Origin of the sequence: Psychrosphaera sp. B3R10, assembly GCF_018861025.1 — a bacterium.
GTDB lineage: Bacteria > Pseudomonadota > Gammaproteobacteria > Enterobacterales > Alteromonadaceae > Psychrosphaera > Psychrosphaera algicola.
In genome coordinates this window covers 47,346-72,423 of sequence record NZ_JAHKQH010000040.1, presented here as the reverse complement: position 1 = coordinate 72,423, position 25,078 = coordinate 47,346, and the positions used below count along the sequence as shown (strand labels likewise).

The following is a 25,078-nucleotide window of genomic DNA, read 5'->3' as shown; positions in this document are numbered from 1 at the left end:
AAAAAATGAGTGAAAAATACGAAAGTTATTATGTGCCAGAGCAGAGTCACTGGCCAATTGTTGGCGCAATCGGATTATTCTGTATTGCGTTTGGCGCAGGTGGTTATGTTAATGATGTAACTAAAGGCGTTTCAGGATACAGCGGTTACCTACTATTAGCTGGTATCGCAATAATTATATTCATGCTGGTGGGTTGGTTTAGAAACGTTATCGACGAGTCGATGAGCGGCATGTACAGCAAGCAAATGGACCGTTCATTTAAGCAAGGTATGAGCTGGTTTATATTTTCCGAAGTCATGTTCTTTGGTGCCTTTTTTGGTGCCTTGTTATACGCCCGAGTGTTCTCGGTTCCATGGTTAGGTGGAGCGAGTAATAACGTATCGACTCACGAAGTATTATGGCCTGCATTTGAAGCGATGTGGCCGCTAACAACAACCCCTTCAGGTGCGGTTACAGAGGCAATGGGCTGGAATGGCTTACCGCTAATCAATACCATTATTCTTTTAACGTCGTCAGTTACCTGTCATTTTGCGCACGTAGGTTTAGAACAAAATAAACGTAAACAGCTCAAAATTGCCCTAGGCGCGACGGTATTATTAGGATTTATTTTCTTAATTCTACAAGTTGAAGAGTACGTTCATGCATATCAAGAAATGGGATTGATGTTATCAAGTGGTATTTACGGTAATACCTTCTTCCTGTTAACTGGTTTTCACGGACTACACGTAACCTTAGGCACAATCATGTTATTGATTATGTTCTTAAGAATCGTGTTAAAAGATCACTTTACGCCGCAAAGCCATTTTGGTTTCCAGGCCGCAAGTTGGTACTGGCACTTTGTTGATGTGGTATGGGTACTGTTGTTCTTGTTTGTTTATATTCTATAAACATTAATAAGGTCTGGGGTTTGGTGTGATAACGCCAAACGCCAGACAACATAGCAATAAGACAATTAAGGCAACGGTGAATTTTAACCTTAGCCCAATAAAATAAGACATTGGTGGTCTGTTCGGATCTTGTTTTAACATACTGAACATGGCACGAAATAAATTAAAAATAATAAGTAGTAGTAGCGCTACTGCAATAATTTTTATCACCAATGGCATATGTTTTTCCCTATAGGTTGTAGTCGTAGTGTTAAAACGAATCAAGATATCTTTTTGGCCTGTGTTGGTCACTTTGACCGCTTTTATTCTGTTGTGCAAGTTGGGATTTTGGCAATTGCAGCGTGCGGATGAGAAGCGCGAGTGGTTGTTGTCGTTTGGCACGGAACAATTAGCAACTCAGGATGATTTATTTAATCCCGTTGACGCCAAGTCTAGCGAATTGTTGAATGGTCAAAATACAGTAATTACGGGCCAAGTCTTATCTCAGTATATGATGTTATTGGATAACCGAGTTCATCAAGGGCAGCCCGGCTATAAAGTTCTGGCACCTGTATTATCAAGTAAATATAACCAATCTATACTGGTTGATTTTGGTTGGCTAAAAGCACCAAATAACCGATCTGAACTTCCAACGTTCAATTTACCCTCAGAAGTTGAATTACATGGGGTGATTAAGTCGACACAGTTACAACAGTTTGTATTAGAAAATCCCCCTTTAACAGACCAATGGCCTCAGCGGATCCAATCAATTAATATGGTATTTGAACATGATTGGCAGCCCAAAATGGTGCCGTTAATTGTCTATGCAAATAATGAACAAGTTCAAGGTTTAGTTCAAACGTATAAGCCCGTTGTGATGATGCCTGAAAAACATCAAGCGTATGCGCTACAGTGGTTTCTGTTGGCCTTTGCCAGTTTAGTTATTTTTGTTTTCGCTAGCCGGGTCAAACCCGATTCACAGGATTCGAATTAGGAGAGTTGTAGTAATGAAAACCAAATCATTTTTCTCGATATTTTTAGTTATGGCGGGTGTCCCCTTGATACTCGCGTTTGTTGTCTTAAAAATGGGATGGTACACCCCCGGGGCGACAAATAAGGGGGAGTTTGTTGAATTTACAACAGAACTCGACCTGCATCACGATGTGCCGACCTGGTCAATTGTTTATCAGCCAACAGAAAGTTGCGACGCGGTTTGTGTGGAGCAATTTTATGGTCTAAATCAAACTTATATTGCGCTTGGTAAATTACAAAAAAGAGTCAATGCTTACGTGTTAGGTAGCGCCAAGTTGCCCTCAGAATACCCTATGTTAAAAACGCTAAAATTGACGAACAAAAATTTATCCTCGCAGTATCTATACATTGTGGACCCATTTGGTAAGGTGATTATGCAGTATGCCGGTGCAGCTGACAGGGAACATACGATAAATACCAGCAAAGATATTTTGGCCGACATCAAAAAGCTGCTGAATTATGCGCGAGTCGGTTAACGGTATTAAAAGAACAAAATAAGAAGAATAATAAAAGAGGTGTGCCATGCTTCGTTCATTGTACAAATTAGCTGTTGTTGCACTGTTTGTAACGTCTGTAGTGATAGTTTTAGGTGCGTATACACGTTTGACCCACGCCGGTTTAGGTTGCCCTGATTGGCCCGGTTGTTATGGATTTTTGTCAGTCCCTACTGCGGAAGTTGACATTACTAAAGCGGAGTTGGCGTTTCCAGAGCGTCCAGTCGAAGCGCATAAAGCGTGGAATGAGATGATCCATCGCTATTTTGCTGGCTCATTAGGGTTATTGATATTAGCTATCTTTGTTTTAAGCATCAAAGCCAAACAAATACTCCTGCTCCCCAGTATTCTACTCATTACAGTTACCCTGCAAGCCGTACTCGGCATGTTAACCGTTACTATGAACCTTATGCCTCTAATTGTAATGGGTCATCTGTTAGGCGGATTCACGACCTTCGCAATATTGTTTTTATTAACCATTCAATTACGACGAAAACTTTATCCGGCTTGGCTCGAAAACTCTAAGTTTTCATCTTCATCAAAGCTTCATCTAGCGATTAAATCAGCGGTGTTTGTTGTGGTTCTACAAATTGCGTTGGGCGGTTGGACAGCCGCCAACTATTCTGCTGTTGCTTGCTTAGATTTGCCTATTTGTGAAGATGGTTGGCAACAACGATTTGATTTAGGTCAGGCCCTATCCATACCAACAGGGCATGCCAATTATGAGTTTGGCGTTTTCCCTTATGAAGCGCGAATGAGTATCCATATTCTCCATCGTTTTGGTGCAATTGCCGTTACTTTGATGTGTTTAACGCTGATCTTTATGCTTCTAAAAAGAGATTTTCAAGCGAATAGAAAAGTGGCCCTTGGGATTTCGGGGCTTTTGCTATTGCAAATATTGCTAGGGATCTCTAATGTGGTTTTTCATCTGCCATTGGCCGTCGCAGTAATGCACAATTTTGTTGCTGTCTGCCTGTTGTTGAGTTTAATTGCCACTTGGTATTTATCGGGCTTTAAGTTACGTCGCCCGACGATAGAGCCACAAGAAAAGCCAGTAAGGTCAAGTCAAACCTTGGTGGAAGGAGCGTGAAATGATAGAACAACGTACACAGTCAAATCAACTGACTAGCTTAGTTGGGTTGGTCAAAGATTTATATGAAATCACCAAACCAAAAGTAGTCTTTATGTTAGTGATTACCGCTATCGTTGGAATGGTTTTAGCCCAACCGACATTGCCTTCACTTAGTTTATTATTTGTCGCGAGTTTAGGAATAGGTTTACTGTCTGCCGCAGCCGCTGCGATGAATCATATCGTTGACCAAAAAATCGATGCCAAGATGGCTCGAACATACAACAGACCTATTGCCAAAGGGCGTTTAACTAATCAACAAGCTATCGGATTTTCGTTATTTTTGGCGTTCAGTGGCTTTGTTTTATTGTATTTTGAAGTTAATCCACTAACAGCTTGGTTAACACTTGCCAGTTTATTTGGTTATGCGGTTGTCTATACTCTTATTCTAAAACGTCTCACACCTCAGAATATCGTCATTGGCGGTTTAGCCGGTGCGATGCCGCCGCTACTTGGTTGGTGTGCGATTACCGGAGAAATTCATCCACATGCGTTATTACTTGTAATGATCATTTTTACTTGGACACCACCGCACTTTTGGGCGTTAGCGATCCACCGAAAAGAAGATTACGCCCGGGTTAATATCCCAATGTTGCCCGTAACTCATGGCAACGAATTTACCAAAAATACCATCATGTTATACACCATTTTGCTGACCTTAGTTTGTATTCTACCGTATCTGGTGGGTATGACAGGTATCCTGTATTTGGTTGTAAGCTTAGGCTTAAACGTTGTCTTTTTACGTTATGCTTGGTTGTTAAAAACCACAGAAAATAAACAATTAGCGATGGAAACCTTTAAGTTTTCGATCTGGCATTTATTGGCGTTATTTGTGGTCTTGTTAGTCGACCACTTTATTTAGGCCCTCGAATGAACTTAAAACAAAATGTATTGCTTGTATTAGCGGCTCTAATCTCTGTTTGTGTTGGTGTGTTTGTATTTCAATCTACTTTCAAAATTGAGTTTTCGGAAACAACGTTTGTATACGACCCCCAACGCGTGATCCAACCTTTTGAGTTACAGGACGAAACGAATACCGTTTTCACTAACGATAACCTGAAAGGGTATTGGGATTTAGTCTTTTTAGGCTACTTGTCCTGTCCTGATGTATGTCCTATGACATTAGCTAAACTCAGTCGAATTTTACCAGAGCTTCAGAAAGTGTCAGACAAGCCCGTGCGAATTGTGTTCGTATCTGTTGATCCTAAACGGGACACACCAGAAAACATGGCTAAATACATTGACTACTTTGGTGGCAATATCAAAGGCGTTAGAGCGGAACATAAAAACCTATTCCCTTTCGTCAGAAACTTAGGTTTGATGTACTCAATACCGGATCAGGAAATCGAAGATGGCTATTTTGTTGACCACAGTGCGTCAATAATATTAGTGAACCCCGACGCACAAATAGAAGCTATTTTTAAGCCTGAAATTGTATTAAACCAAGTTCCTACTGTCGATACTCAAACTATGTTAGAAGACTTCAAAAAGTTGATGTAAGGCATTTTTAACTTAGTGAGACCGTACGTGGCTAATTCTATGATTAGCCACGCCATCCCAACTATATAACCACAAAACAGCCGAGATCCGCTTGGTATAAAAAAACTCAGTCTGTACCATCGAGGTTAATCCATAACTTGGACATCCAGTAGTATTTACCGGCGTGGCTGATGGAAGGCGCGGTACAATTGTATTTTACTCGGCCAAGTCCGATCACATCTGTTGCGGTGATCTCAAATGTTAAATCATCAATCCAAGTTGGTTTAACTGGATCGGAAAAACCTGAAACAAAACAGGCTAATTGACTTTGATAAAAGTCTTTTTTAGCCAGTTCAACAACAAATTTAGGCGGGTTGTTAATTGGCGTCGTATCTGTTGGGCTGTAGGATTTCACCGAAAAAGGCAGACTTAGCACTTTATTTTTCAACGTATTAGGATTGGCGTAAATACCTGCAGCGGGAAAGCGCGTTAAGGCTTGAAGGTCACTGTATTTATCAATCGCCCCTGAATGCTGGGCAAACCCGACCATACCTAATTCTTTTAAAGCGGTTTTCACGATGTCGTTATACTCGCCAAAAGGATAGGCAACCATATTGTGGGCTTGCCCAGTGTTTTTGGTGATGGCTTTTTCTGCCGCCGAGAGGTTTGCTTTGATTTCGTTTAGCGTTAATCCGGTTTGAACCAAATTTTCATGGGCTAACGTATGGTTTGCAATCTCTCCACCGGCCTTAGTTATTTCTCTGAGTTGTTGCCAGTCCATGTACAGCTTACTTGGCCCAACTTTATCTGGATTAACAAACACAGTGAACGGGTATTTACGTTTTTGTAATTCAGGCATAGCGTTGTCATAAACGCTAGTAAACCCATCGTCAAAGGTAATCGCGACCCAATTAGATGGGACATCTTGCTTATCTTGAATAGCGTTCACTAATTTGGATAGTGACACGACTTCGAGCTCGAGCTCTTCGAACAAAGTTAAGTGCTTAATAAAGTCTTCCGGTGAAAGACTCGTGGATGCTGGCGTGTTTTCACTGACATGATGGTATATTACAACCGTTGCGGCTTGGGCCGATGTCGAACTGACAGCAAAAACAAATATTGCTAAAAGCACAGTTAAAATAGTAGAAAGTAAATGATTCAAAATATTCAACACCTCTGGCGACCTCGCGGTCATGCTAATTTAAAAATATGGCAACTTGCCTGGCCTATGATTTTAGCAAACATTACGGTGCCGTTGTTAGGATTTGTTGATACGGCCGTAATAGGTCACTTAAACAGTAGCGATTTTTTATCTGGGACCGCTTTAGGTAGTTTAGTCGTAACTATTGCATTTTGGCTATTGGGTTTCCTAAGAATGTCGACCACTGCCCTAGCGTCTCAAGCTTGGGGACGACAAGATAGTGAAGGTTTAAGCCGTGTTTTATTACAGGGTTGTGTTCTCGCTATTTTATTAGCAGTGGTGATTTTGACGCTACAAAGTTGGTTGTTTCAAGCCATGTTACTGTTGGTCGACACTGGTGCGCACATGGAAGCGAGTCTGTATTACGCTCAACAGTATTTTGATATCCGAATTTGGATCGCCCCCGTAAGCTTACTTAACCTTGTATTTATGGGCTACCTGATAGGTATCGGTAAAACCAAACAAGTGCTTATTGCCGTCATCGTTTGTAACCTTGTCAATTTAATTGGGGATATTGTGTTTGTCCCTATACTTGGCTTGGAAGTGAGTGGCGTTGCACTTGCGTCAGTCATTGCCGAAACGTGTCAGTTTGTTCTGCTGATTAGCTATAACTTGTCAGTTCTAAAACGGCTTAAGCCTTTTGTTGCGGCAAGTTATGCAGGCATCGTAGGGCTTATCGCAATGAATCGAGTGCTGTTTATGCGAAGCGCGTTATTGCAGTTTTGCATTTCGTTTATGACTCTTTATGCCAGCCGATTTGGACCTAATGCGGTTGCGGTAAATGCGATTATGATGCAGTTTTTTCTGTTTTTATCGTTTGCCCTAGACGGCGTCGCTTTTGCTCTTGAGTCGCTTGTGGGTCAACAAGTTGGTGCTAAACAAGCGAAAAAAGTCCGATTATTCATCACCAAAGGGTTTCGGTTTGGGGCTAAGTTTGCCATTTTTTACAGCTTGGTTTATTTGATATTTGCTAATGACATTATTCAGTTAATGACCGACATTGAAGAGTTACATCAAGCGCTGAGTAGCTATTATTGGATAATCATTTTTATGCCCTTAGGCAGTTTTATGTGTTTTATTTTTGATGGCGTGTTTATTGGATTAGGCTGGGTTAGTTCAATGCGCAACAGTATGTTTATCGCTACAATAGTATTTGTTTGCGCAGTATCATTAAATCATTTACTAGGTGGTGAAAACCTAGGGTTGTGGCTAGCGTTTTGGTTGTTTTTGTTTGCCAGAGGAGCAAGTCAATTAACAATGTTGCAAAACAGCCAATATGTTATGGGTAAAGTTAACTCACAAGGATAAACCTAGAGTAGATATTGATTACCGAGTTTTTATATTGCTAATGCGCGATTTTAAAATTGCCGGAACTGTAAAAAAAGATTATTTGATATGTTTGTATTTTGCTTTGTTTTTAGCGGCGTTATGGCGAAAATAAGCGAGGCGGTTAAATAAAATACCTACATAGCCCTTTAATGCGATTAATACACCAACGACTAAGGTGGCAAAACTAACAACAGATATCCAAGTTGGTGCGTTGACCGAAAGATAGATACCAATCATCCCGGTAAAAAATAAAAAGATGCCAATCCCAAACCATTTTGCGCTGGCCTGCGGAGTCGATCCATATTTAAGGAGAAAATCTTGCAGTTTATCGTGAGTCACATTAGCTCTCGAAATGAAAAAGGGACAAACTTGAGTTTATGTCCGTCCCTTTGTCGCAATTTAGTAGTAAGAGTGTTCGCCAGCTTCATGTTCAGTGCTGTCTGCAACACCTGACACTTCACCTTCAAATTCTTTCAATAATTGTTTTTCGATGCCGTCTTTTAACGTAACGTCAATCATTGAACAACCATTACAACCACCACCGAATTGCAGAACAACCACACCTTCTTTAGTAATTTCAACGATTTGGCAGTTGCCACCGTGACCCGCTAAACTTGGGTTAACTTCAGTATCGATGAAGTACTGAAGGCGCTCTCTTAAAGTTGCGTTTTCAGAAACTTTACGCGCTTTAGCGTTTGGTGCTTTAAGCGTTAGCTGAGAGCCCATTTGGTCGGTAACAAAATCGATTTCTGCGTCTTCTAAAAACGGTTCGCTTTCTTTGTCTACCGCAGCTTCAAAGCCAGTATACGGAAGCACAATGTCGTCTTCCTCTAATGATTCTTCAGGGCAATATGACACACCGCATTCAGCGCTTTTTGTTCCAGGGTTAACAACAAAAATACGAATACGCGTTTTTGGTGTTTGTTTTTCTAACAGTTTTACGAAGTGTTCTTGGGCCGCTTCGGAGATAGAGATCATGAGAATATCCGACTAATTTACTAGGTTATTGGCAATTACGTGCATAATACTTGGTTAAAGATATGGGTGCAACATGTCGAATTTCAATAGTACTGACCCTCGGTGGTCGTAATTAACCTTGAATTTATCTAATTGGTATTGTGAATGGGCAATAGCTATGTTTAATGTGTTGTTAAGTTTGATAAAAGAGATTGATAAAATGAACCTTAGAGTTTTAGCAATAAGTTTAGTTTTTTTTCTTAGTTCTGGCCTGCATGCGGTGCCGCTAAGTTATTACCTCCCAGATGAGGATTATAATAAAAACATCCCAACACCAGAATCAGTTTTAGGTTATCAAGTTGGCGAGTGGCATGTAAGACATGATCAGCTAGTACAGTATTATCACGCATTAGCAAAGAGCAGTGACCGCGTAACATTAAATGTTATTGGGCAAAGTCACGAGCAAAGGCAGCTTTTGCAATTAGTGATCACAGCACCAAAGAATCAATCTAATATTTCTTCTATACAAAGTAACCACATTCAGCGGTTACAACAAAGAAACAAACCAAATCACGATGCGTTTCCACTGATTGTTAATCTTAATTACAGCGTGCACGGTGATGAATCGTCTGGCAGTAATGCGTCGATGTTAGTCGCCTACTATTTAGCGGCATCGAGTTCACCTGCCGTTGCGGAATATTTAGATCAAATGGTGGTATTACTCGACCCAAGTTTAAATCCGGATGGATTAAGCCGTTTTGCGCAATGGGCAAATCAACATAAAGGCATGAACTTAAATAGCGATCCGAACAATCGTGAGCATGTACAAGACTGGATCAGAGGACGGGTAAATCATTATTGGTTTGACTTAAATCGGGATTGGTTATTGCTACAACATCCAGAATCTCGCGCTCGTATCGCGCAGTATCATCAATGGCGACCAAACGTATTAACTGACCATCATGAAATGGGCACACACAGCACATTCTTTTTTCAACCTGGCATAGCGTCTCGTAAAAACCCATTTACACCTGAGCGCAACGTAGAACTCACTAAAGAATTAGCAACGTATCACGCCGCGGCATTTGACCAACAAGAGCAACTGTATTTTACCGAAGAAGCATTTGACGATTTTTATGCAGGTAAGGGCTCAACTTACCCCGACCTACACGGCACGATAGGGATTTTGTTTGAGCAAGGTTCGTCACGTGGCCATTTGCAGGAGTCGATAAACGGCGATGTTGCTTTCCCTGCAACAATTAAAAATCAAATTACTGCGTCGTTTTCTACGTTAAAAGGCAGTTTGGAAAACAAACAAGTATTACTCGATTACCAATGGCAATTTGAACAAGATGCCAAAAAAGTTGCTAAAAAAGCTGACATAGATGGTTTTATCGTTGGTGATATTGCTGACAAATCAAGAGTCGCCGACTTTGTGGCTTTGTTGCAGCAACACAATATACAAGCCTATGCGATAAACAAAGACGCTAAAATCGACAAACATCAATTTACAGCCGAAAACAGTGTGTACATTCCACTGCAACAACCACAAGCTCGGTTAATTCGCTCTATATTTTCTGAAGCCACCAGTTTTAACGATAATACATTCTACGACGTATCTAGTTGGAACTTGGCAATGGCCTTTAACCTTGAATACCGCGCTGTTAAGTCACAAAGAAGCTTAAACGTGTCAAATAACCTTTGGCAACGTAAAGTAACAAACAACAACACACTAGATGACGTTTACTCCTATGCCATCGATTGGCGTGATTCTAGTGCTGCGCCCGCAGTTTATGAATTGTTGTCTAAAAACATCAAGGTTCGTTCTGCGATGAAGCCGCTTTATATTTCGACAAAGCAAGGTGACCAGCAATTGGCGGCAGGTACAATGTTAATTCATGCCGGTTTGCAACAAGGCGATTGGCGCAAAACATTAGCTGCGGTAGCTGATAAGCATGGGATAGAGCTAATCCAAATCACCACCGGATTGTCGGCTAAGGGCATCGATTTGGGTAGTCGTTCAATGTTAAACGTTGAACTGCCTGAAGTCCTTGTCATTGGCGGCAACGGAATGAACTTATATGAAGTAGGTGAAACTTGGTATGCACTCGACCGCCACGTTGGTTTTTCGCCAACGATTATTGATAAGCGAAAAATAATAGCAACGGACTTGTCACGTTATACCCATATTATTTTAGCGGACGGCAGTTTCAGTAAAAGCGATGACAATTTAGCGAAACAACTAAAAGGTTGGGTACAAAGCGGTGGTGTGTTGTGGGGGCAAAAACGCGCTGCCTTGTGGTTGTCTCAACAAAAATTACTCAGTGCAGAACATATAAACGCAAAAGATATGCGCAAGCGCTTTAAAAGCGAAGGTTTAAGCTACAACGACAAAGAAGCATTGCAAGGTCGTCAACGTGTTGCAGGCGCTTATTTTGCTGCAGACATCGACCTAGGACATCCTTTGTCATTTGGTATCAGTAACGCAACTATGCCGTTGTTTAAAAATAGCATCGATTTATTACTCGAACCTGAAAAGCCTTTCACTGTTGTTGCTAAATATACTAAAGAGCCACTGATTTCAGGGTATGCCGATCAGGTCAATGTTGAAAAAATCGCAGAAGCGACGGCATTAGTCGCTCATCGTTTTGGCCGTGGTGTCGTCATTGGCATGACCGACAATCCGAACTTTAGAGCAATAAATTATGGTAGCCAACGTTTGTTGTTCAATGCGTTATTTATCGCGAAAGGTATTTCTTACTAATCCAGCGTTCTAATAGCACCAACCGCAGCATAAACTGCGGTTGCGTTCTGTTCTAAAAGTGCTTTAGCGGCATTGTCTAAAGTAGCGCCAGTAGTGACAACATCGTCTACCAATAAAATCGTTTTGCCGGTTAAATCTTCAGAACAACGAAATATATTGCGAACATTTTGTAAACGTTCACGACGCGACAGTTCACTTTGTGGCATCGAATATTTTACCCGTTTTAAAGAGCACAAAATGTTAACCGGCAAGTCAAACTTGATATGTTGGCAGATGACAAATGCCTGGTTAAAGCCACGACTTCGCAATCTATTTTTGTGTAATGGCAGTGGGCAGACAAAGTCAATCTGGGGCCAGATCAATTGTGATAACTGTTTGGTCAAAAGAGCTCCTATTGGTCGAGCGGCCCACAATCTGCGGCCAAATTTGAGTTGCAGTAAAACGTGATCTAAAGGCCAATCATATTTTCCAATTGCTGTGATCCCCGCTAGATTACTGCAGGTGAGCTCGCTGGTGGCTTTGGGATCGTGCTGTTTAATATCCCAGCCCAAAGGATAAGTTGGCATGTCTAGCACACAGGTTGCACACAATTGAGTAAATCGCTGAGGTTTCTCTAGTGGTAATTGACACAAAATACAGTCTGTTGGCATGTGCTTGATAAGAAAGCTTTGTATCCATTTTTTTGTCGCGTTAAAATCCATTTGTTTTTCAAGTTCCGTATTTTAATTTCTCAGACCCAATTGCCTAATGCCCTGAGTGATTTAATTCTTTAATAAGAGGGTTTTGCCATCACTAGTTTTACCTTATCTCAATCGCCAGTGATACTGATCCATGGCTGGGGAATGAATAATAATGTTTGGACGCAAACCATCGAGCAGTTGTCGTTACTCACTGAGCGACCAATTGTTGCCATTGAACTGCCAGGTTATGGTGATGAACCAAATACCGTAAATAACCACACTGTCGAAACCTTAAGTGATTGGTTAGCCGACCAAATCCAAGAACCAAGCACCATTATTGGTTGGTCGTTAGGCGGGTTAGTGGCAACGCAATTAGCCATTACCCAACCAGAAAAGATCCTCAATTTGGGTTTGGTGGCCAGTTCACCCAAATTTATGGCTGACGGCAACTGGGCGGGTATTCAACCAGCAGTTTTGGATCAGTTCGCAAACCAACTTGATAATGAACATAAAGCGGTTATAGAACGGTTTATGGCGATTCAAGCGATGGGCAGTGTTTCTGCAAAGCAAGATATAAAAAGAATTAAAACCGCTGTTTTGGCCAAACCAACTCCGACGAGTGATGTGCTAAAACAGGGGTTGGAGATATTAAAAAATGCTGATTTACGGCAAAAATTACATCTTATCCAGGTGCCAGTAGCTGTTTTATTAGGACGGTTAGATGCTTTAGTGCCAATAAAAATGACCAAACAACTTACTGAATTTACGCAAGCTTTTGATGTCACTGAACTAGATAAAGCTTCTCATGCGCCTTTTATTTCGCACCCTGAGGCCTTTAATTTATGGTGTTTAGACCTAATTAATCTAACGTAAGGACTTGCAATATTTTACTATTGGTTAATAATTGTACATGGTAGAGTTTTTTATTGGCCCGTATTACGTTTACAAAATAGCGTGTATTAATATGTGGTAATAAATTAGGGGGTAAGATGGACATTTCAAATGTGTCTTCTGCAGTGGTGTCTGGATTAAACGGATATAAAGCTGCAGAGCAAGGCATAGAACAAGCAAGCGTAAATATCAATCAGCTGCAAGCTGAGCGTGATGTCGTTGCACAAACTGATGTGGCAAATGACCAAAATGAAAATGCGCCGCGCGAAAATACACCACCACCTGTTTCACTTAATGCTGAAGCGGTAAACTTAGTGGTAAATGAACATTTAGCTAAAGCAAATGTAAATGTGATTAAAACTGCCGATGATGTTGTTGGCACTCTCATTGACACCAAAGTTTAGTAAAGCGAGATAGATACAACAATGTCTTTAAATATTGCACCGCCGTTACCTCACAATATTGTGAATGCAGCTGCTCCGACAACGGAGTCGCTTGCGCACGCGAATGCAATTAAAGAAGTTGTCCCAGCGCCAGTTCAAGCCGAAGCAATCGTCCCGCAAAAATCGCGCGAACAAGATGTTCGCCCTCCAGTGGTTGATAATCCAACTTACGATGGCATTAAGCAACTCGGCGGCTCGGTAATTCCAGACGATCCACTTGCTGAGGGCGAGTCAAACTCCCAACAGGGCGGTCAAGAATCGTCACAGGAGGGGTCGGCAGGAGAAACGGGTGATACAGTTGGAGACGAAAGCGCTGAGCAGAACACCAGTGAACAAACCGATGGCGACCAAGAGAAGAAAGCTGAAGAACGTGCTGAACAAGCTAAAAATGAAGCAGTTCGTCAAGAAGTACAGCAACTCGAACGTCGTGACGATGAAGTTCGCGCCCATGAACAGGCACACGCTTCCGTTGGCGGCGGACATGCTGGAACACCAAGTTATCAATATGAAACAGGTCCAAACGGTCAGAAGTATGCAGTAAGCGGCGAAGTGCCAATTGATGTATCTAAAGAGCCAACAGCACAAGAAACGATTCAAAAAATGCAAACCGTTAGAGCTGCCGCTCTGGCGCCGGCTGAACCATCAAGTCAAGATCGTAAAGTTGCGGCCGAAGCGAGCCAAAAAATTTCCGAAGCCAGAGCTGAGTTAATTCGTGAGACGAGTCAAGCGGCCTCTAGTTCAACCAGTGACGATGAAAAGGTTGAAGTTAATACAGAGTCGCCTATAGGTGAGGAGCCTCGTAAACGAGCCTTAGCGGATGAATATAACGCTGTTAAAAACGATAAGTCTTCTGAAATAGAAGCTCAACAAAGCCAAACATTAAAACTGGCAGAAGAACCAACTTCATCGAGATTTGAGTCGAGTCCTGTAGGCCAAGTGATCCAAAATCGATATTCACAATCGTATCAAACAGAAGTTACTTCTTTTAACGCAGTTGCGTAAAGCCCGACACTAAAATGCAGCAATGAGTCTTATTGTTCTTTGATGGTTGGTAATTGCAAAGCCTCATGATTATGCCGTAACCAATTTTTAGTTTCGTCACACTGCCCACAAATCTTTTTATTTAATGCCCAAAACTTTGCTGAATGATTCATATGTTTTAAATGGCAAAGCTCATGAATGACCACACAATCTATGACTTCAAGCGGTGCTGAAACCAGCAGCGGATTAAACCGTACTTCGCCACTTTGGTAACAACAACCCCAGCGGTTTTTATAGAACTTAAAACTCAATTTAGTTGGCGCTAGACCCGACCGTTCGATCCAGTAGTTTAAGCGTTGCGCAATTAAGGTTTCGGCTTCTTGTTTAAAAAAAGCCAATAATCGACGACGTATATAATTGGGATTTTTGAGACTTTGACTCGGGCCAATTAACGTTAATGTATGTGTTGTGGCGTCATGTACAATCGAGTTGTCCGATCCAACGTTAAATAACAAGTCATGCCAAATGCCACCATATAACAGTGCGGAACCGTTTTTGTAGGTCATTTTATTGCTAGGTAACTGAGCTTGTTTTTGCAAAACAGATTTAAGCCAAGAAGCACGGCCGACAACAAACTGCTCGATGTCCGATAAATGAATGTAGCTAGGGGCGTTGACTACAATTTGCCCGGACTTAACTTGTAAAGATACGGTTCGGCGTTTAGGGGAAAGCTTCAAAAGGTATTGCACTTCACCAAGTAAAGGCAGGTTGATGTTTTTAACGTGTGATTGTTTTGAAAGCGGCGCGAACGCCGCTGATATTAATGACTTCAACTTTATGAGCTAGCTCTCGTAAGGGCTAACAACTAGTCTTTTTTGGCTAGTTCTAGTGCCGCGTTTTCAAGTTGTGAAAATAAATCATCATAAGTAGACGCTTTAAAGCCCTTGCTTAGGATTTTGTATTTACCGTTAACAATGAAAGTAGGAACAGACGTTAATACGCGCGCTTGCGACAATTCAACTTGGTCTTTTTTCATTTTTTTCGACGCCGCTTTAACCGCAAAGCTATTAAACGCTTTATCAAATTGCTCGGCACTTACGCCATGGACTAAAAATAAGTTTTTAACGTCTTTTTCAGAAGTGAAAACCGCGCGTTGTTTGTGGATATAGTTAAAAATAGCGGTTGATACCTGTGGTACATTTAGCTTGTCTGACGCAACAAGTGCACGAGTCAATAACTCTTGGATATCAGGACCTGCGGCTCTTAAAAAGTCAACATGGCTCTTTTTAAATTCGATACCTTGAGCTTTAGAACTCTTTTTTAACTTAGCTGCCAACGGTTCAAATGATAAACAATGAGGGCAGTAGTATGAGAAAAACTCTTTGATTTCTGGAGTTTCTGTTTTCTCTTTAGCGATCACTTCAAAGTGAACGCCTTCTTTAAGTTCTACGGCCTGAATGCTAAATGCGAAAACAAACGTGGCTAACAGAGTGATGATCTTTTTCATGAATTATCCTAATTGAAATTACGATTTGGTATCGTGTTGACCCAAATTATGCCTGTAGAGAATATTTTTACAACCCAGTTTATTTGGAATGCGACTAATAACCTAACTTAAGCGGCGGTTCTCTTAGCGAATAAATTTGTTCTTTAATGGCTAAAACTTGCTGCTCCCAGTATTTGTCTGATGCAAACCAAGAAAAGTTCCTTGGAAATGCAGGATCAGACCAACGTTTTGCTAACCAAGCCATATAATTGACCATTCTACGTGCCCGCAAAGGTTCGATAAGCGACAATTCCGCTGTATTAAATTCGTTAAATTCTTCATACGCGGTAACAAGGGTATCGAGTTGCAGCATTTGTTGCTGCCGGTCACCATTTAACATCATCCACAGATCCTGAATGGCGGGACCATTTAAACAATCGTCTAAGTCTACTAAAATCGCGTCGTCTTGGTCGCCATGACTCTGCCACAAAATATTGCCCGCATGACAATCACCGTGCAATCTGATCACGTCATATTCAGCTGAGGACTGGTCTAGGCGCGTTAATGTTTCGTCAATTAACATGTCTAAGTCATGGAAAAAGGTATTTTTTAAATAGGACGGAATAAAGTCAGATTGCTGCAGTTCAGCGCGAGCTTCGGCAAATTCAGGGCGGAAATTAATGGTACTGCGGTTGTTAAACTTCTTAACACCGCTGGCCTTATGAAATCGCCCTAATAAGCGCCCTAACCACTCAAGCTGGTCAAGGTTATCATTCTCAAACATTCGTCCGCCGACGCTATTGTATAAACAAAATCGATAATTGTTATATTCAAAAAGTGTCTCGCCGTTAATCACTAACGGCGGAACAACAGGAATATCTTCGCTATCGAGATGCAAAGCAAATTGATGTTCATCAAGAATTTGCTCGTTGGTCCAACGTTCAGGTCGATAAAACTTTACGACATATTTTAGTTGGTCGTCAGCTCTAAATTGGTAAACCCTGTTTTCATAGCTATTTAACGCTAATAAACCCGATTCGGGATACACCCCGAGTGATTCGATAGCGTCCAATATCATGTCGGGGCCAAGTTCAGAAAAATTAAATGACGACATTAACGTCCCTTAAAGAAGCGGGACTCTTCATCTACAGTTAAGTCACCACTTGTTGAATGAAGAACAATTTTTATGTCCGTTATTGGCTTGTTTAACTCAAATGGATCAACAGCAATACTGATCGGCAGTCTGAGTACTTCGCCGGCTTTAACTTTAATTTGTTTGAGGCCAATAAAATCGAAATGATCTAACCCTTGGATTTCGATTAAATATTCGTTGTCTGTTTGGCTTTTATTAATAATCTGCAATGTATAAGTGTTTTCAATGAGACCTTCATCTGTTTCACGATACAAAGCGTTACGGTCTCGTTCGATGTTAAGTTCAAGCGGCACTCGCGACGAAATTTGCCAAATAAAGGCAGCAAACATGATAGAAATAACCACAAGGTAGCCATACAACTTACCGCGCAATATCTTAGTCGGTTTACCCTCTAAGCTATGTTCGGTGGTGTAACTTATTAATCCACGTGGATAATTCATTTTATCCATGGTTTCGTCGCAGGCGTCTATACAGGCACCGCAGTTTATACACTCGTATTGCAAGCCATTGCGTATGTCGATGCCTGTTGGGCACACTTGAACACATAGATTACAGTCAATACAGTCGCCTAAACCATTTTCTTCACGGTTAACTTTACGTGAACGAGGGCCACGTTTTTCACCGCGCTCAGTGTCGTAGGTAACTGTAAACGTATCTTTGTCAAACATCGACGACTGGAACCGTGAATATGGGCACATATGAATACACATAACTTCACGCATCCAACCGGCATTAGCATAAGTAGCGCCGGCAAAAAATAGGGTCCAACCAACAATCGCTGATGAGGCTTCAAACGTAAAAAAGTCGACAAATAATTGGTCGATAGGAACAAAATAACCGATGAACGTTAATGAGGTTAGCAACGAAACACCCCACCAGGAGGTATGCTTGAGCGTTTTTTTCCAGACTTTTGTCCAGCTCATTGGCATTTCGTCAAATCGTTTACGTTTATTAGCTGTCCCCTCGATTTTCTCTTCAAACCAAATAAACATAAAGGTCCACACAGTTTGTGGACATAAATAACCACACCAAACCCGACCATAAAATGTCGTCACAAAAAACAGCAAATAGGCAGAAATAATAAGAATAGAGGCAAATAAGGTAAGGTCTTGAGGCCACAGTGTTAGGCCAAAAATGTTAAATTCTTGATTTACGATGTCGAGTAAAATAGCCTGTCGGTCACCGTATTTTAACCAAGGTAATAATCCGAATAATCCTAACGATATAATACCTATTTTACGACGTATCAGTTGGTGCAGACCTTTTACGGCTCTTACATAAATACGACTTCGCAGATTATAAGTATGATTGTCAGATTGTTCAGGACGATGAACTTTAACGTCGGAAGGGATGTTTTTAATATCAATTTTTTGATTCATTGGACGATCCGTGGCTTGAGAGATTTGGCCATAAATAATAAAACCCCTTAACATTGTAACAATGTTAGGGAATTAACTAGCAACAATACACCCTAAAAAAGGGGACACAATTATGGTTGCAGTATTGTTCTGATTATAAAGCATAAAATGATATATTATTGGAAAAATTGTCGTTTCTTTGATCTGCTACATAACAAAATGACATTTAAACAAAGAAATCACATTTTTGGCGTATATTCTCATTTTAATTAGTAGGTATTAATATGAAATTTATTTTGTTTTTATTATTGATAGGGTCGTTACTCACTATCGATAGCCCATTTATAAACGATATCCGAGCGAAGCTTCTTGGATTTGTGAGTAATATTGCGTCGTCGGAATACGCAGAAAACAGAATTACCGATACCGTAAGTGCCGAAATCGTCAGTCATTTTAATACCCTAAATGACGCCGAGGAAGAGTTTTTGAAACCTTACCTTTTTACACCTGAAGGTTTGATGAAGTTTCACCGCAATTATTGTGAACACGATGCTTTTAATACTGAAATTTCAGATCAAAATCGTCGAAAAATTTGCAGCATTGTTGACCGACAATTGGATGCGATTGAAAATGAAGGATTGCGAAATAATTAAAAGTCGTCGTACGGTGCAAATGCCGTTGCGACCATAGTGTAGCCAACTTGTGCTAACTCGCCTTTCCATTCTTTAGTTGATAGTGTGCCAATTAGATAGATTGGGTCGTATAGCGCTTCAGCAGGCGCCCCTTTTTTAAAGGTGACATGGATAATTTGATTTGAGGGCGGCGGCGGAACGTGCGTGCATGCGCCAAAGTAAGGGACGAGTAGAAATTCAGTAACAGATGTTTCATCACCTTCTAATGGCACAACAAATCCAGGGATTTTAACTAACTTGCCGTCTAACTCCTTTACAACAGGGGCGTTAATCGTTTGTGGGCCTGCCATAGCTTGACCAATATGCTCAACGTTTGGTGCTTCGATCTGAAAATCGTTAGGCACCAAATTTTCCCATTCTAGTTCGACTGGTTGCTGTGCAAATAGGTGAGTTGAGATAACAAAACAAATTAGTAAAACGGCATTTTTAATCATACATTACTCAGAATACTGGAACTAAAAGAAGAATAACTGGCTGATTGGGCTTTGCCAAGTTGCTTGTTATCATCGCCATGTAATTTGCGTTTAACGACAATATAAATTTATGAGGAACATAATGACAATAGAACTAAATTGGCAAACTAAGTCCTTTAGCGAACTGTCGACTGACGAATTGTATGACCTGCTTAAACTCAGAATTGACGTGTTTGTTGTCGAGCAAACCTGTTATTACCCAGATTTAGATGACATTGATCGAATGCCAAACGTTTACCATCATTTTGCTTATGAAAAAGGCGAAATGGTTGGCTATTGCCGACTTATTGGGCCAGACATTGTTTATCCGAAAGAGTCTGCTATCGGGCGGGTTGTCGTCCACCAGAACCATAGAGGAAAAAGCTTAGGTGTTACGTTAATGAAAAGTGCGTTATCCGAAGTGAAACAACGATGGCCACAGTGCACTTGCCATATCTCTGCACAGCAGCACCTGCAGGCTTTTTACCAAAATTTGGGGTTTGTTCAAATCACCGAAATGTACCTGGAAGACGATATCCCGCATATTGGAATGCGACTGACATACTAACAATTCAAATTAAGTTTTCCTTTTTAGTGGCAATAAATGCGTGAGCGCCGATAATTAAACACATTAAAAAGCATAATTCATAGAAAACAGTAATTGGAGTAACTATACTAATTTAGGTATGATCGAAAATTAATCCATTAAATTAAGCTTTTATCTCAGGTTGGGCACGCCAATCACGGGACACCAACATTTTCAGGGACAACTAATATAATGAGTATGATTCGTAACGTCACATCTCTAATCGCACTGACGTTCTCTGTTTCGACGTTTGCATACGAAGAAACAGATGAAATTGAAAAGATTGAAGTAAAAGGTGAGATCCTACCAACAGTTGCATCCGACGCAGCTAATGCGGTTGATATTGTAAATATGCAACAGATAGAGCGTTTAGGCGCAACTCATCTGCAAGATATGTTACAACAAATGGGTAATGTAAATTTCTCTGCGGGTAGCTCTCGTGCCCGCTTTATACAAATTCGTGGTATTGGAGAACGCAGTCAGTTTGTCGACCCGGTCAACCCATCTGTTGGTATTGCAATCGATGGTATTGATTACTCTGGTGTTGGCGGTGCTGCGATGATGTTTGATGTTGAACAAATCGAAGTTTTTAAAGGGCCTCAAGGCACCAGCATTGGCGCCAATGCCATGGCCGGTTTTGTCAACATAAGCAGTGCAGAAACTGGCTTGGCTCACCCAACAAGACTTCGACTTGAAGCGGGTAATTACGGTTACACAAATCTTGGTTTTGCTACTGGCGGCGATATTAACGAAAGCAACGCTTATCGGGTTTCTATCAATAAAGTTGATGGTGATGGTTACATTAATAATACCCACCTAAACCGAGATGACACTAATGGTTTTGATGAGTTAGCAATTAGAGCAAATGTGAAATCGATTATAACGAACGATTGGATCATCGCATCTACGCTTCACAAATTTGATATCGACAACGGTTATGACACTTTTTCATTAGATAACAATCGCAATACCTTGTCGGACCAACCAGGCTTTGACCGTCAGGACACAACTTCTGTTGGTGTCATTAGTTATTATCGAGGTGCTGAGCAATTTAATAATAAAGTGGCGTTTAGCTCTTCTCATACAACCACGGAATATGGCTATGATGAAGATTGGGCGTATGACGGCATCCACCCAGATGGATACACCAGTACTGATGCGTATTTTCGTGATAAAGCGCAATATCAATTTGACGTTGCTTTCAGCTCAAAAGAAGACGACTTAGTTGTTGGTTTGTTTGGCCGAAGTATTACAGAAGAGCTAACTCGAGATTATGTTTACGCGGCTGGTATATTTGAAAGCGAAAATGAGGTCAATAATTTTGCTATCTATGGTGAAAAACGCTTTGAAGGTTCGGACACTATGGAGATCTCTACTGGATTGCGTTTCGAACGTTATAGCGGTGAGTATGTCGATAATGCAGGCACAGCCCATGATTTTGACGATAACATGTGGGGTGGTCATGTATCAGCGAGTAACAAATACAGTGATAACTTCTTAACCTATATTCGAATTAGTCGTGGTTTTAAATCTGGTGGTGTTAATGGTGAAGCATTAGGGCGCGTGGGTGACTTACAAAATGATTTGGACCGAGCAGAACTGAGTCAATATTCAACGTTTAGACCCGAAGTGCTTGAAAATATTGAGATGGGCATAAGAGCAAGCAATAACAAAAATACGTTAACAGCCAGCGCCAATATTTTTTATGCTACTCGTGACAATATCCAAATAAAACAATGGCTCACAAATCATGCTGACGTGCAAAACAATTCAGCCCAACCTATTTTCATTGGTTATATTTCTAATGCACCGCAAGGCGTTAATTACGGTTTAGAAACCAATGTTAAATACGAACCAAATTCGTTTATGTCTATTACGGCTGGATTGTCGTTATTAGAAACCGAAGTAGACAATATAAATCGTAAGTTCACGGATCCAGAAACATGGGAAGACAAAATCATTGTTATCCAAGATCGCGAACAAGCCCATGCCCCAAGCTATCAATTCCATTTAGGCGGTAACTTTAGAGTTACAGACCGTATTGAAGCAAGTGTTAGCCTTACTGGTAAAGACGAGTTTTACTACTCATTTAGCCATGACCAGAAATCTGAAGCAATGCAATTGGTTAATGCGAGTGTAATTTATATTGGCGACAACATGGACATCACTTTTTGGGCTCGAAACCTAACAGACGAAACGTACGGCGTACGTGGTTTCTATTTTGGCAATGACCCAAGAGACGGTTGGGCGAACAAACTTTATGAACAGTTTGGCGAACCATTTGTTTATGGCGTAAAAGTTGACTTCGTTTTCTAAGAAAATTGGATAAAACCCAACAATTTTAGGCAAGAGTTTAGACCCCAAAAGCAGTTTGAAAATTAAATCAAGAGAAGCACGAAATTGAAATTAAGCGTCGAAATAAGTAAGTACCCACTAAGCGAAGTTGATTATATAGCGGCTATCTCTGATTTTATCGCCAGGCTAAATCAGTACTCAGCAATTAACGTATCTACAAATTGCATGAGTACTCAAATTTTTGGTGACTATGACATAGTTATGAGCGCTTTAAATACCGAACTAAAACGAAGCTTCGAGCAGTTTGGAACAACCGTATTTGTCTGTAAGTTTATTCCAGGTGACTTGTCTAACACAGTTGGTAAGGGCTAATCGGAAAATGATTGATGGGGTTTTAGCTGGATTCGAAGCAATGTCGATATGGGAATACATTGCCGCTATTTTGAGCCTTGTATATGTCATATTAGCCATAAAACAAAATAGTTGGTGTTGGCCAGCGGCTTTTGTTAGTACGGCAATCTACACCCTACTCTTTTGGCATGGTGCCTTGCTAATGGAAAGCCTGCTAAACTTTTATTATATGTTGATGGCGGTTTTTGGTTTTCACCAGTGGCGCACTGTTGATAAATGTGCAGAAGAAAATGCGATTTTTGAAGATATCACCACCGTAAAACCAATTATATCGTGGCGTATGGCATCCCACATAAAATACATTGCTGTTATTTCGTTAATGGTATTGGTGGTTGGATTTATGCTCGACAACTTTACCCATGCAAACATGGCGTACTTAGATACTTTCACTACAGTATTTGCGCTATTTGCTACGTATTTACTAACCCAAAAAGTATTGGAGAATTGGCTCTATTGGGTTGTAATTGATATCGCATCCTTGTTTCTATATGTCACACAAGGCTACTACCCAACAGTCGTCCTATTTATGTTATATACCCTATTTGCCGCCCACGGCTATATAAGTTGGCGTAAGTTGTATATTGAAGAGCAAGAAACAGACGACAATGAATTATTAGACCATGCGTAATGGCATTGATCTAGTAGACACACCTCAGGTTAGGCATTTACCCCAGACTTTGCTTGACCAAATCGTTCGGTTAGATGCCGTGTTTGTAGGCACCCACAACACCTTAAAATGTTACTTTGATAATGGCCAAGTCTGGTATCTTAAAACTGCACGCACAAAACTAGCATCAGATTCATTGCAATATGAAGCTGATATTACCCAACATTTAAACTCGCAACCACATCAACATCTAAGCGTTCCAAAGGTCACTTGGCGTGATAATAACGGGATGTCATTAGCGACAGAAGAAATTGTTGGGGCGTTAATGAGCCGAGAGTTATTAATGACAATGTTACCGTTAGTTGTCGATGCGCTCATAGAAGCCCATACAACAAAGTTAGAGCAGGTAAGTCCCGCAACTTGGACAATGACGCAGTTAAAACAAGAAATAGACTCAGTATTAACGACAAGAAACGACCAATGGCAGTTAAAACAAAAATTTGAAGCCATTAAATGTCTGATGGATAACAATGAAAATATAACAGGGTGTTTCAAAGGGTTAGTTCATGGAGATCTAAATCTAGGCAATATCTTAATGACACCTGATCATACTAAGGTTGGCTTGTTAGATTGGGAATGTGCACAGTACAACGACGTCCGATGGGATCTCGCGAGTATCATTGTCGAATTTGAATTAAACGAACTACAGACTCAAAAGTTGCTGCTAAGTTATGTACAACAATTTAACTTAACGGCAATTTTCGATAAAAGCGGTAGCAATGAATTAGCGCCTAATGAATTTGTGCAAGGTGCACAGCATTGGATTGAGTTTTACCGACTAACTTGCCTTTGCTGGGCGTTAAAACACAACCACCCATTAAGGCTTTATCAATAGCAGTATCTGAAGAGACTAGATGCCGCCGAGTCGCTCAGCAATTTCTTTATATTTTTTAACGTCTTCTTGATTAAACAACGGGTTACCGCCGCCATCTTTTTCAGCTGCATTTAACAAGTGCTCGCGTTCTAATCGTAAAACTCTAACGTCTTTTACGCCAAGAAATTCAGCTACTTGATCTACTGTCATTAACGACATACCCCGTCTCCTACCCTTTTTATCATATGAATGTGGTGAGTTAATTAAAGCTTATTACGCCAAAATATCTAGTTAAATTTGCCAAATTCGCAATAAACGTAAATAGCATGGTTACACCAATGTAAACTAAAATAGGGTGATAAAACAATTGTTTATCTCTGATTTTTTAAATTTAAGATAACTGTATTGTTGTACGCAATAAAAAATTCATCTAATAAAATACCAAGTTAACCTCAATATTAGGTTGTCTATATATCGCGCAGCCCATTGCGGCGAGTCAGGTTTGGCTTATTATGATGACCTACAAACTGTTGTAAATTTGAACAGTTAGGGAACGTTTATCGATTTATGTTGGCAATTATCACCCTTATTCCATAAACTACTGCCCAGTTGCTCCCGTAGTGAAGTGGATATCACGCGACCCTCCGGAGGTTGAAGCGCAGGTTCGATTCCTGCCGGGAGCGCCAATTCTTATATACCCAAATAATACGCCAGCAAATATAAAGACAAATACTCTTAAAGTGGAAATTGACCATACGCTCTTTGGAATTGCAAAAAGTGTATTGTGAAAAAGTGAAAATTGGGTATCGTTTACTATAATCGTCATTAGCGATAAATTATTATTTAAACAATTGGTTGCGACTAACGGAGGGTAATAATGGAGCTACTTAATGAATATCCGGTATTAATTCTGCCGGC

28 protein-coding genes and 1 tRNA gene are annotated in these 25,078 nt (G+C 40.7%); 18 read left to right on the top strand and 11 right to left on the bottom strand.

From position 1 onward, the window contains the following. Positions 1-5: 5 nt before the first annotated feature. Positions 6-887, top strand: coding sequence for a cytochrome c oxidase subunit 3 (locus KO525_RS14125; RefSeq protein ID WP_215964476.1), 882 nt, complete (start codon positions 6-8; stop codon positions 885-887). Positions 888-890: 3 nt separating this feature from the next. Here KO525_RS14125 and KO525_RS14120 read toward each other — a convergent pair whose 3' ends face one another. After that, entirely contained in the window at positions 891-1,106 is a 216-nt protein-coding gene (locus KO525_RS14120) for a DUF2909 domain-containing protein (protein WP_256448325.1), read from the bottom strand. A 28-nt stretch (positions 1,107-1,134) separates the two neighbouring features. Between KO525_RS14120 and KO525_RS14115 the strand changes: the two genes are divergently transcribed. Genes KO525_RS14115 through KO525_RS14095 form a run of 5 tightly spaced genes read left to right on the top strand, consistent with a single transcriptional unit; the run spans position 1,135 to position 5,021 of the window. Next, the gene (locus KO525_RS14115; RefSeq protein ID WP_215964475.1) at positions 1,135-1,860 is read left to right on the top strand and encodes an SURF1 family protein; all 726 of its coding nucleotides are present in this window, start codon (positions 1,135-1,137) and stop codon (positions 1,858-1,860) included. A 13-nt stretch (positions 1,861-1,873) separates the two neighbouring features. Beyond that, positions 1,874-2,374 carry a hypothetical protein gene (locus KO525_RS14110; protein WP_215964474.1) on the top strand — a complete coding sequence of 167 codons (501 nt, stop codon included), beginning with the start codon at positions 1,874-1,876 and terminating at the stop codon, positions 2,372-2,374. A 46-nt stretch (positions 2,375-2,420) separates the two neighbouring features. Next, on the top strand, positions 2,421-3,482 hold the full coding sequence (locus tag KO525_RS14105) for a heme A synthase (RefSeq protein WP_252736811.1): 1,062 nt from the start codon (positions 2,421-2,423) through the stop codon (positions 3,480-3,482). A 1-nt stretch (position 3,483) separates the two neighbouring features. After that, positions 3,484-4,383 carry a heme o synthase gene (gene cyoE / locus KO525_RS14100; protein WP_215964473.1) on the top strand — a complete coding sequence of 300 codons (900 nt, stop codon included), beginning with the start codon at positions 3,484-3,486 and terminating at the stop codon, positions 4,381-4,383. Positions 4,384-4,391: 8 nt separating this feature from the next. Beyond that, positions 4,392-5,021, top strand: coding sequence for an SCO family protein (locus KO525_RS14095; protein ID WP_215964472.1), 630 nt, complete (start codon positions 4,392-4,394; stop codon positions 5,019-5,021). A 106-nt stretch (positions 5,022-5,127) separates the two neighbouring features. On the opposite strand, the gene KO525_RS14090 is transcribed toward KO525_RS14095, so the two are convergent. Beyond that, positions 5,128-6,162: a polysaccharide deacetylase family protein gene (locus KO525_RS14090; protein ID WP_215964471.1), complete on the bottom strand. Its 1,035-nt coding sequence runs from the start codon at positions 6,160-6,162 to the stop codon at positions 5,128-5,130. Here KO525_RS14090 and KO525_RS14085 point away from each other — a divergent pair. Further along, positions 6,154-7,509 (top strand): MATE family efflux transporter, encoded by a 1,356-nt coding sequence (locus KO525_RS14085; protein WP_215964470.1) that lies wholly within the window; start codon positions 6,154-6,156, stop codon positions 7,507-7,509. The genes KO525_RS14090 and KO525_RS14085 overlap by 9 nt on opposite strands. Positions 7,510-7,587: 78 nt before the next feature. Here KO525_RS14085 and KO525_RS14080 read toward each other — a convergent pair whose 3' ends face one another. Both KO525_RS14080 and nfuA read right to left on the bottom strand, forming a co-directional pair. Then, complete coding sequence (locus KO525_RS14080) at positions 7,588-7,869, bottom strand: hypothetical protein (protein WP_215964469.1); 282 nt, start codon at positions 7,867-7,869, stop codon at positions 7,588-7,590. 60 nt (positions 7,870-7,929) lie between these two features. Continuing rightward, entirely contained in the window at positions 7,930-8,508 is a 579-nt protein-coding gene (gene nfuA, locus KO525_RS14075) for a Fe-S biogenesis protein NfuA (RefSeq protein ID WP_215964468.1), read from the bottom strand. Positions 8,509-8,707: 199 nt separating this feature from the next. Between nfuA and KO525_RS14070 the strand changes: the two genes are divergently transcribed. Beyond that, a complete protein-coding gene (locus KO525_RS14070; RefSeq protein ID WP_215964467.1) occupies positions 8,708-11,251 on the top strand; it encodes a M14 metallopeptidase family protein in 2,544 nt (847 codons plus the stop codon). Here KO525_RS14070 and KO525_RS14065 read toward each other — a convergent pair. Then, a complete protein-coding gene (locus tag KO525_RS14065) occupies positions 11,248-11,952 on the bottom strand; it encodes a ComF family protein (RefSeq protein ID WP_215964466.1) in 705 nt (234 codons plus the stop codon). The two genes, KO525_RS14070 and KO525_RS14065, sit on opposite strands and share 4 nt — an antisense overlap. Positions 11,953-12,069: 117 nt before the next feature. On the opposite strand from KO525_RS14065, the gene bioH reads away from it, so the two are divergent. From bioH to KO525_RS14050, 3 genes are all read left to right on the top strand, one after another. Further along, a complete protein-coding gene (gene bioH / locus KO525_RS14060) occupies positions 12,070-12,804 on the top strand; it encodes a pimeloyl-ACP methyl ester esterase BioH (protein WP_368668264.1) in 735 nt (244 codons plus the stop codon). A 116-nt stretch (positions 12,805-12,920) separates the two neighbouring features. After that, positions 12,921-13,226, top strand: coding sequence for a hypothetical protein (locus tag KO525_RS14055; RefSeq protein ID WP_215964464.1), 306 nt, complete (start codon positions 12,921-12,923; stop codon positions 13,224-13,226). A 21-nt stretch (positions 13,227-13,247) separates the two neighbouring features. Continuing rightward, positions 13,248-14,267 carry a putative metalloprotease CJM1_0395 family protein gene (locus tag KO525_RS14050; RefSeq protein WP_215964463.1) on the top strand — a complete coding sequence of 340 codons (1,020 nt, stop codon included), beginning with the start codon at positions 13,248-13,250 and terminating at the stop codon, positions 14,265-14,267. A 29-nt stretch (positions 14,268-14,296) separates the two neighbouring features. Here the strand turns inward: KO525_RS14050 and KO525_RS14045 are convergent, their stop codons facing one another. The 4 genes from KO525_RS14045 to ccoG form a co-directional block, all read right to left on the bottom strand. Beyond that, the gene (locus KO525_RS14045; RefSeq protein WP_215964462.1) at positions 14,297-15,079 is read right to left on the bottom strand and encodes a M48 family metallopeptidase; all 783 of its coding nucleotides are present in this window, start codon (positions 15,077-15,079) and stop codon (positions 14,297-14,299) included. A gap of 32 nt (positions 15,080-15,111) precedes the next feature. Beyond that, positions 15,112-15,753, bottom strand: coding sequence for a thiol:disulfide interchange protein DsbA/DsbL (locus KO525_RS14040; protein WP_215964461.1), 642 nt, complete (start codon positions 15,751-15,753; stop codon positions 15,112-15,114). A 94-nt stretch (positions 15,754-15,847) separates the two neighbouring features. Next, a complete protein-coding gene (locus KO525_RS14035; RefSeq protein ID WP_215964460.1) occupies positions 15,848-16,846 on the bottom strand; it encodes a serine/threonine protein kinase in 999 nt (332 codons plus the stop codon). Continuing rightward, positions 16,846-18,264, bottom strand: coding sequence for a cytochrome c oxidase accessory protein CcoG (ccoG, locus tag KO525_RS14030; RefSeq protein ID WP_215964459.1), 1,419 nt, complete (start codon positions 18,262-18,264; stop codon positions 16,846-16,848). Before ccoG ends, KO525_RS14035 begins: the two co-directional genes overlap by 1 nt. A gap of 263 nt (positions 18,265-18,527) precedes the next feature. Here ccoG and KO525_RS14025 point away from each other — a divergent pair, with 263 nt between their 5' ends. Continuing rightward, entirely contained in the window at positions 18,528-18,896 is a 369-nt protein-coding gene (locus KO525_RS14025; RefSeq protein ID WP_215964458.1) for a hypothetical protein, read from the top strand. On the opposite strand, the gene KO525_RS14020 is transcribed toward KO525_RS14025, so the two are convergent. Further along, positions 18,893-19,369 (bottom strand): DUF3299 domain-containing protein, encoded by a 477-nt coding sequence (locus KO525_RS14020; protein WP_215964457.1) that lies wholly within the window; start codon positions 19,367-19,369, stop codon positions 18,893-18,895. The genes KO525_RS14025 and KO525_RS14020 overlap by 4 nt on opposite strands. 121 nt (positions 19,370-19,490) lie before the next feature. On the opposite strand from KO525_RS14020, the gene KO525_RS14015 reads away from it, so the two are divergent. From KO525_RS14015 to KO525_RS13995, 5 genes are all read left to right on the top strand, one after another. Beyond that, on the top strand, positions 19,491-19,955 hold the full coding sequence (locus KO525_RS14015; protein ID WP_215964456.1) for a GNAT family N-acetyltransferase: 465 nt from the start codon (positions 19,491-19,493) through the stop codon (positions 19,953-19,955). A gap of 210 nt (positions 19,956-20,165) precedes the next feature. After that, complete coding sequence (locus tag KO525_RS14010; protein WP_215964455.1) at positions 20,166-22,289, top strand: TonB-dependent receptor; 2,124 nt, start codon at positions 20,166-20,168, stop codon at positions 22,287-22,289. A gap of 84 nt (positions 22,290-22,373) precedes the next feature. Continuing rightward, positions 22,374-22,640, top strand: a complete 267-nt coding sequence (locus KO525_RS14005) for a YkoF family thiamine/hydroxymethylpyrimidine-binding protein (protein ID WP_215964454.1) — start codon at positions 22,374-22,376, stop codon at positions 22,638-22,640. Positions 22,641-22,647: 7 nt separating this feature from the next. Continuing rightward, a complete protein-coding gene (gene pnuC, locus KO525_RS14000; protein ID WP_215964453.1) occupies positions 22,648-23,307 on the top strand; it encodes a nicotinamide riboside transporter PnuC in 660 nt (219 codons plus the stop codon). Further along, entirely contained in the window at positions 23,300-24,181 is an 882-nt protein-coding gene (locus KO525_RS13995) for an aminoglycoside phosphotransferase family protein (protein ID WP_215964452.1), read from the top strand. The genes pnuC and KO525_RS13995 overlap by 8 nt, the downstream gene beginning before the upstream one ends. A 15-nt stretch (positions 24,182-24,196) precedes the next feature. On the opposite strand, the gene KO525_RS13990 is transcribed toward KO525_RS13995, so the two are convergent. Beyond that, positions 24,197-24,379, bottom strand: coding sequence for a helix-turn-helix domain-containing protein (locus KO525_RS13990; protein ID WP_215964451.1), 183 nt, complete (start codon positions 24,377-24,379; stop codon positions 24,197-24,199). Between the two features lie 392 nt (positions 24,380-24,771). Here KO525_RS13990 and KO525_RS13985 point away from each other — a divergent pair. Then, positions 24,772-24,846: transfer RNA gene (locus tag KO525_RS13985), tRNA-Arg, on the top strand. Positions 24,847-25,078: the final 232 nt, after the last annotated feature.